At 73.9% G+C, this 7,760-nt stretch carries 5 protein-coding genes and 1 pseudogene; 3 read left to right on the top strand and 3 right to left on the bottom strand.

Features of this window, described 5'->3' with window-relative positions:
* Positions 1-2,329 (top strand): annotated as a pseudogene (locus ACGWYJ_RS26170) (hypothetical protein); the annotation flags it as partial.
* A 46-nt stretch (positions 2,330-2,375) separates the two neighbouring features.
* Here the strand turns inward: ACGWYJ_RS26170 and ACGWYJ_RS26165 are convergent.
* A complete protein-coding gene (locus tag ACGWYJ_RS26165) occupies positions 2,376-3,308 on the bottom strand; it encodes a glycosyltransferase (RefSeq protein WP_395108972.1) in 933 nt (310 codons plus the stop codon).
* A 329-nt stretch (positions 3,309-3,637) separates the two neighbouring features.
* Here ACGWYJ_RS26165 and ACGWYJ_RS26160 point away from each other — a divergent pair, with 329 nt between their 5' ends.
* Together ACGWYJ_RS26160 and ACGWYJ_RS26155 are read left to right on the top strand one after the other, a co-directional pair.
* Positions 3,638-4,597: a DUF6177 family protein gene (locus ACGWYJ_RS26160; protein WP_395108971.1), complete on the top strand. Its 960-nt coding sequence runs from the start codon at positions 3,638-3,640 to the stop codon at positions 4,595-4,597.
* A gap of 472 nt (positions 4,598-5,069) precedes the next feature.
* Positions 5,070-5,795, top strand: coding sequence for a hypothetical protein (locus ACGWYJ_RS26155; protein ID WP_395108970.1), 726 nt, complete (start codon positions 5,070-5,072; stop codon positions 5,793-5,795).
* A 71-nt stretch (positions 5,796-5,866) separates the two neighbouring features.
* Here ACGWYJ_RS26155 and ACGWYJ_RS26150 read toward each other — a convergent pair whose 3' ends face one another.
* A complete protein-coding gene (locus ACGWYJ_RS26150) occupies positions 5,867-6,328 on the bottom strand; it encodes a hypothetical protein (RefSeq protein WP_395108969.1) in 462 nt (153 codons plus the stop codon).
* Complete coding sequence (locus tag ACGWYJ_RS26145; protein WP_395108968.1) at positions 6,325-7,581, bottom strand: hypothetical protein; 1,257 nt, start codon at positions 7,579-7,581, stop codon at positions 6,325-6,327. Before ACGWYJ_RS26145 ends, ACGWYJ_RS26150 begins: the two co-directional genes overlap by 4 nt.
* Between the last annotated feature and the right edge of the window lie 179 nt (positions 7,582-7,760).

Here is a 7,760-nt window from a genome sequence, read left to right as displayed (position 1 = left end):
CCCCGCCCCCCCCCCCCCTCCCCCCCCGCGCCCCCCCCGCCGGTCCCGCCCCGCTCTGCTGATCGCGGCCGTCGCGGGAGTCGCCGCGGTCGCGCTCGTCGCCGCGGGCGGCGTGTACCTGCTCGGCCGCAACGGCGGGTCGACCACCGCCTCCGGAGGCGCCCGGCTGGCCGGAGCGATCTTCCCGGCGCCCGGCGCGGCCACCGATGGGCGCGCACAGGTGCTCAACGCCGTCGCGGCGAGCGGGACCACGGTCGTCGCGGTCGGCGGCGAGTCCGACCCGCTCGACATCCGCGGGCAGTTCCTGGTCTCGACCGACGGCGGGCGTACGTTCGCCTCCGCCCGGGTCGAGAACGCCGAGGGCGGGGATCCCGGTCCCGCCGAGGTTCCGCGGCTGGTGGCCGCCTCCGCGGCCGGCTGGATCGCGATCGGCGACCGCCCGGGCGGCCCGGCCATCTGGAGCAGCGCCGACGGCAGGACCTGGCGACGCGAGGCGGACGAGCTCGGCGCCCCCTTCGCCGACCAGGCCCGGGTCAGCCGGCTCATCGGGACCGGCAACGGCTTCGTGGCGGTCGGCGCCACCTCGGAGAAGGGCGACTTCAGCGACGCCAAGGCCGCGCTGTGGGTCTCCCCCGACGGCAAGCGCTGGGAGCTGCGCCACGGCGACGGCCTCGGGCTGAAGGTGGACAAGGGCACCCTCACCATGGTCGACGTGGCGTCCAGCGGTCCCATGCTGCTCGCCATGGGCCTCCACCAGGACGGCCGCAAGCAGGTGAGGCTCGCCTGGGTCAGCAGGAACGGTGGAACCACCTGGCAGAGCGCCAGGATTCCGGCGCCCAAGGGCACGGTGGGCCTGTCCATCGGCGCCGGTGAGCGCGGGCTCGTCGCCATCCGCGACGTCCGGAGCGGCTCGACGGTCCGCGGGCAGGTCTTCACCTCGGTGGACGGCGGTGCGTGGAGTCAGGCGGGCAGGATCGAGACCCCCGGATACCAAGGGGTGTTCCAGGTGACGGCGAGCGATCAGGGGTACACCGCGGTCGTGCGCGGGGCCGGGAACATCACGCTGGCACGCAGCGCCGACGGCCTTGCCTGGACCCCGGCGGGCACCGCCCCGCTCGGTCCCGGGCTGACGCTGACCGGCGCCGCGACCGCCGGCGGCCAGACGGTCCTGGTCGGCGGCGACGGCAGCGGCCCCGACCCCGACGCCATGATGGCCATCCGCGACGCCGGGGGAGCCGCGGTCCCCGTGGACCTCACCAAGATCGAGGGGGCGGTCGACCCCGACCACCGGGTGACCGGGCTGGGCGCCGGGGCCGGACGGCTGGTGGCCGTCGGCAGCGCCGCCGGGGACGCGACGGTCTGGAACTCCGCGGACGGGAACACGTGGAGCAACATCCACACGGCCAGGCGTCCCGGGCTCCAGAGCCTCCTCGGCGTGACCTCCGGAGGCCGCGGCTGGGTCGCGGTCGGCGTCGATCAGGGCGAGCGCACGCATCCTTTGGTCCTCACCTCGGCCGACGGCACGCGCTGGGAGGACTCCGACGCCAACCCGGCGTTCACCGCCTCCTCGGGTCAGCAGCTCGTCACCCAGGACGCCGCCGCGGGGCAGGCCGGCTACGTCATCGTCGGCGCCGACGAGTCGGCCGCCGCCACCTGGTACTCGTCCGACCTGAGGAACTGGGAGCGCGGCGTCGGCGCGGACCGCAACGACCTGATCGCACCGGACGGCGGCGCGCACTGGATGAAGGCCGTGACCGCCGGGCAGTCCGGGTTCGTCGCGGCGGGAGGCGTCGACGACGTCGCGGTGCGTGAGGGACCACGGGACCGGCCCGCCGTCTGGACCTCTCCCAACGGCCGCACCTGGAGGCAGCACAAGCTCCCTCTCCCCTCCGGGGTCAGGAACGGATCGCTGTCGGACGTGCAGGCCATGGGCAACACGATCGTCGCCGTCGGAACCGGCTTCGACGACAAGGGCCGTGTCCCCCTGGCCTATGTCTCGGCCGACGGCGGCGCGTCCTGGAAGGCCGCGGCCGTGCGGGCACCGGCCGGCGACTCCGACGTCAGGATGACCACGATCACGGCCGCGACCGGCAACGGCTTCGCGGTGACCGGAACGGCCGGACGTCCCGGGACCTCCGATGTGGTGTCGTGGTCCTCACCGGACGGGCAGACCTGGACGGCCCAGAAGGCGGAGGGGACCGGCCTGTCGGGCGGCGGCGACCAGCAGATCACCGGCCTGGCGTTCCACCAGGGCACGCTGGTGGCCGTCGGCAGGCTTTCCGACCAGCGCGGGCAGGAACCGGTCCTCTGGCGACGCCCCGCGAAATGACCCGCGGCACCCCGGCGTCCGGTTCAGCGGCGCCGGGGACGGCCGGTCAGCCGGGGCGTGCCGACGGTTGCGAGGTGGGATCAGGACCGCCGACGGTTTTCGCCGAGGTCGACGGCGCCGCGGTGTCCGTGCCGCGGGAGCGGTTGCGGCGGGCGCCGTACGGGGCCACCACCCAGCGGTAGACCGGGCGGCGGATCATGGTGGGGACGAGGCGGTAGCCGCCGCGGACCACGACGTTGCGCAGATACTGGGTCTGGGAGATGAACCCCTCGCGGAGCATCTCGCGTTGCAGCCGCAGCTCCGAACGGAGCAGGTCGCGGCCGCCGCGGCGCTCGTAGGCGCCGTCGCCGACCCGGTAGTAGACCAGCGGCTCGGCGACGTTCACCACGCGCGCGCCATTGGCGATCATGCGGGCGAACAGCCAGTAGTCCTCCATCAGCGGCAGATCGCCGTAGCCGCCGGCCGCCATCACCGCGCTGCGGCGGTAGACGACGGTCGGGTGGTTGAACGGGTCGTGCAGGCGGGAGTAGCGGGCGATGTCCTCCGGGTCGCTGGGCGGGACGCGCCGGCCCACGATGTCGGCGATGTCCGTGCCGAACTCCAGCAGGCCCGCGCCCACCAGGTCGGCGCCCGCGCCGACCAGCGGCACCTGCACCTCGAAGCGGTGCGGCATCGCGATGTCGTCGGCGTCCATGCGGGCCACGATGTCGTGCCGGCTGGCCTGAAGGCCCGCGTCGAGCGCGGGGCCGAGACCGCGGTTGTCCTCAAGGCGGACGAAGGTGACCTCGACCGGGCTGCCGTCGACCAGGTCGGCCAGGCCGCGCTCCAGTTCCTCGGGGACGGGACCGTCCTGGACCAGGATCACCTGGTCGGGGCGCAACGACTGCTCGTGGACCGCGCTCGCGTACGCTGCCCGGAGATGATCCTCACGGTCACCGCCGTACACGGTCATGAGCAGGGCGAACGGTTCGGCGCGCATGCGTCCCACTCTCGTGGAGCCCGGGGCGGGGTATGGCTCCGAGGTCTCGGGCACCACCGGTTTGTGACGCCGTATCTGTGACGCGCGAACGGCCCTGTTGGTTGAGCGTCGCCGCGAACGGGCGGGGGCGTTCGTCCGGCCGCGGCGGGGGGCGTGACGCGCACGACCTGATCTTCCCAGATCGGCCGGTGTGAGGCCACCGGAAGCCACGTCCGTAACATTTCAGCAGAGACGGGGCGGGGACCGCCCACGGCGCGCGAGACTTCCCTGCGGTTCCCCCTCCCCGCGATCCCGGGCCGTTCCCCGAACGGGACTAGACTCGGATGAAGATGAGCACCGTAGACGTACTGACCGACCAGGCGATGGTCGTGCTGCAGGACCGCCCGGTCATCGCGCTGACCGGCTGGATCTCGGAGGCGCTGGCCGACTGCGCCGCGTCCGGCCGGACCCTGCAGCTGGTCAGCCCGCTGGACGCGCGGCTGTCCCTGCCGCTGCGCGCCGCCGCGGCGGGTCCCGGCCTGCAGTGGGTCGTACGCGACGGTGACGGCGGCTTCTACGAGGGCCTGACCGGGCGTCCCCTCTACTGGAACGGCGCCACGTTCGTGCCCGTCCCCGAGGCCCGCGACTACGCGCCCGGCTTCACCAGCCGCCCCACCGCCCCGGTCGGCTCCCAGCTCAGCCTCACCTACCAGACGCGGCACGGCGCCAACGGCGACCTCGGCGGCCCCATCGAACGGCTGCTCAAGCTCCTCACCGGCAAGGCGCCCGCGGGCTGGGGGGCCTCCGAGCCGCTGGCGCACCAGTGGCAGTCCGAGCTCCTCACCGAGTACGCCCGCGCCCGCGACGGCGCCCGGCTGCTGGTGATCGGCGACGGGCCACGTCCCGCCCAGGCCATCTGCGAGTTCTCCGAGACGGGCGGCGGCGCGGTCTTCGAGGTCGGCACGGCCACCGTCGGCTACGCCCCGCAGGATCCACCGCCCTTTCAGCATCTGCCCTCGCTGGTCGGGGCGCTGGCCACCGAGCAGCCGATCCTGTCGTTGTTCGCCCAGCTGATCCCCGGCCGCAGCGACCTCACCACCGAGCCCCGCTGGACCGGTGCCCCCGGCCCGCTGGCGATGGCCGTCAGCGGCACCGTCAGCGGCCCGGCCGGGCTGCCCGGACAGCAGGTCGGGCCGCCGCAGGCACCGCTCACCTTCTTCCCTCTCGGTGACGGGCGCTCTCCCGATGGGTGGCAGCGGCACCGGATGCTGCTCGAACACCTCAGGTCGGCCGCTCCCTCCCCCGTGTGAGCGGCCTCCCGTTCGGTGGTCCGGTCGCTCAGCCCTGCCGGGGCCGCGCGGCGTAGCGTGACGCCTCGGTGAGCGCGGCATCACTGAGCGGCACATTACCGGCCGATACCGGCGTTCACCCCGATAACTCTCGCACCCGCCGGGAACGCGAACGCTTCCGCCGGGAACCGCAGGGCCGAACAAAGCATCCAAAACTGCATGGCATGCTCCCGGCCCACGTCGATCGCGGGCAAACAGGGACGACCCTGACATGGCCGACTGTGACGACGAAATCAATGTAAATCATCATGGTCCGGGCACCTGGGTGCCATAACCTGACCTGATCTCATCAGCGACACCTCAACACCTCGACGCGCGACCTCCCTTGGAGCACCCGATGAACCCACCTGAGTGGCCAGGCCAGCCCCCGATCGGCCAGCCGCCGTACGGTGCCCCTGCCCCTCCGCCTCCGATGCACGCAGGCCCGCCCCCGATGCCCGGTGGCCCACCCGGCCCCTACCCGCCCCCGCCACCCCGGCGCGGAGGCGGCGGCGCGCTCGTCCCCGTGCTGGTCATCGGGGTCGTGCTGGTGCTCGCCCTGGTCGGCGTCGGCGCCTTCGTGGTGCTCAGGGGAGGCGACGACCCCTCACCTCGCGTCGCCCTGCCCACCCCCACCTGGACCCCGCCCTCCGCGCCGTCCACGACGCCCACCGGCGACACGACCGTCGGCTCCGGCGGCTCTCCCGCGGGTGTGCTGAAGTCGACGATCACGACGGCGCGCGGCAACACGTTCACCCGGGTGGGCACCCGCACCGATTCCTGCACCGCGCGGGCCAACAGCGTCCTGCTGACGCGGCTGCGCACCTACCCGTGCACCGACCAGCTCTACTCCGCCGTGTACGCCAGCCCGACGCGCAACATCGTCACCGTCATCTCCGTGATGAAGCTGTCCAGCTCGTCCGCGGCGAACAGCGTGCTCAGCGCCACCTACTCCAAGGGCTGGCCCAAGCTGCTCAAGCCGGCCAGCGGCAGCGGGTTGCCGCAGTTGAACGAGGAGCCCGCGTACTGGACCCGTACCTGGACGCTGGACAACCAGGTGATCTACGCGCAGTCGTACTGGGCCAGGGGCGGCTCGGTCGGCGACCGCACCGGCTCCGTCTACCGGACCGCCGGAGAGCTCGGCGTCGAGGTCACCAACACGCTGCGCTTCACCACCTGAACCCGGCCGACCCGCGACCTCACGACCTCATGCGCCCGCCGCGGCCGACCGGCCGCGGCGGGCGCTTCGTCTCAGCCGCCGATGACCCCGCCGGGCACGGGCGGCTCGCCCGGTCCCGGCAGCCCCCCGCTCCGATCGGACACGTCGGACGCGCGCCAGCTCAGCGCCGGGACGTCGGGACGCCCATCGGGGAAGCTCGTCCCACCCACGTAATGCACGAGCGCGTCGGTGAACTTGCGGGCGATACGGATCGCGTCGGGCATGTCCCCGACCGCCCTGACCTCCACCCACCACACGGGCGTGCCGACCCGGGACGCGAACTCGGGACCCAGCAGCCGCGCGATCTCGCTTTGCAGCGTGACCTGCACCGGGTCCTCGATGGACACCAGCAGGCGGCCGTCACCGTCGTACAGCCGGGTCGCCTCGGGCTCCCCACCGCGCAGCTCCAGCGGCTCCCCCATGGCGACCAGGCCGTCCGCCACGGCGTGCACGTCCGGGCGCCGGCGCACCAGCGCGATCAGGTCGTGGCTCATCGGGACGTCCCGGGAACCGACAGCGAACGCGCGAACACCTCGTGCACGATCCTGTTCACGGCCGACCGAGTGTTCGCGCCGACCTTCGTCATGTCCAGCGCGCTGCCGGTGGCGGCGTGCCGGTCGTAGGGGACGTGCACCACGGGCAACCCCCAGGCCGTGAGCATCTGCTGCGCCCGGTCCAGGTCGGCGCCCACCTGTTGCGCGTGCGAGACCATCGCGATGACCGTGCGGGGCAGCAGGTCCTGCTGGTTGTTGCCGGCGAACCATTCCAGGGCGCCGCGCGCGCTGAGCGCGCCGTCCACCGTGCCGGGCGTGACCAGGACCAGGCCGTGCGACGACTTGAGGATGCCCCGGTTGAGCTCGGTCAGGATGCCCGCGCCGCAGTCGACCACGACCGCCGACAGGTACCGGGTCACCACGCTCAGCGCCGTCTGGAAGGTGCTCAACGTGAACTCCCCGGCGATTCGCCCGCCCCGGGTGGACGACATCACCCACAGCCCGTCCGGCGTCCGTGACAGGAACTGCGCGGCCTCCTCGAACGTCCGCGGGTGCGTGGTCGCCAGGTCGAACAGCGACCGCTCCGCGTGCACGCCCAAGCGCAGGGGCAGCGACCCCAGCTCGGCGTCGGCGTCGGCCGCCAGGACCCGGTCGGCGCGGTGCCGTGCCAGCTCGGTCGCCACCAGCGCGGCCATCGTCGTCTTGCCCGCGCCGCCGCGTACCGACGCGACCGCCAGTTGCCGGCAGCTCGGCACCGACTGCCGCATGAGCTCGGCGAACGCCGCCTCCTGCTGCGCGTTCTGCGCGCCGCCGCCACCGACGGCCTTGCGCACGCCACGGCCCATCCGCCGCACGAACGGGTCGCCGTGCCGGACCTTGCGCACCAGGTCTTCGGCGGGAGGCCGCGACTGCCCGGCGACGGGCTGACCGGGCGACGCCTGCGGGTACTGCTGATGGGGCTGCGCAGGCTGGACGGGCTCCTGCGTCGCCGTGCCGGGGTCGTACTCCTCGTCCGGTTCCACCCCCGCCAGCACGCCGAACGCCAGGGACGCGCCGAACGCGCCGGTCTCGGGCCTGACCACCGACGGGAACTCGGGCGCCTGTTCCTGCGCCGCCTGCGCCCCGGTCTGCTGCCGGTCGCCCGCGTCCTGTCCACCGTGGAACGGCGGCGGTGGAGGCGGAGGGGGAACGACACCCTCGCGCTGCTGAGGCTGCGCCTCGGGAGCGGACGCGGACGCCGCTGCGGACGCCACGGGCTGTTCCAGCACGGGCGGGGCAGGCGGCGGCTCCGCGACCGGCGATTCCACGACCGGCGGCGGAGTGGGAGGAGGCGATGGCGGCGGCGGGACGGCGGAGGCCGCCGTCGACTGACGCTCCGGCGTGGAGGCCACGGGCGGAGGCGGCGGGGGTGGAGGAGGCGGGGGCGGGGGCA

It is taken from the genome of Actinomadura sp. SCN-SB, from assembly GCF_043906805.1.
GTDB lineage: Bacteria > Actinomycetota > Actinomycetes > Streptosporangiales > Streptosporangiaceae > Spirillospora.
The sequence above is the reverse complement of the archived record's forward strand: the minus strand, read 5'-3'. Positions and strand labels throughout refer to the sequence as shown.

Coding starts and splice junctions, on each gene's coding strand:
- ACGWYJ_RS26165 (WP_395108972.1), bottom strand. CDS start 3,308: ATGCGCGCCGAACCGTTCGCCCTGCTCATGACCGTGTACGGCGGTGAC.
- ACGWYJ_RS26160 (WP_395108971.1), top strand. CDS start 3,638: ATGAGCACCGTAGACGTACTGACCGACCAGGCGATGGTCGTGCTGCAG.
- ACGWYJ_RS26155 (WP_395108970.1), top strand. CDS start 5,070: ATGCCCGGTGGCCCACCCGGCCCCTACCCGCCCCCGCCACCCCGGCGC.
- ACGWYJ_RS26150 (WP_395108969.1), bottom strand. CDS start 6,328: ATGAGCCACGACCTGATCGCGCTGGTGCGCCGGCGCCCGGACGTGCAC.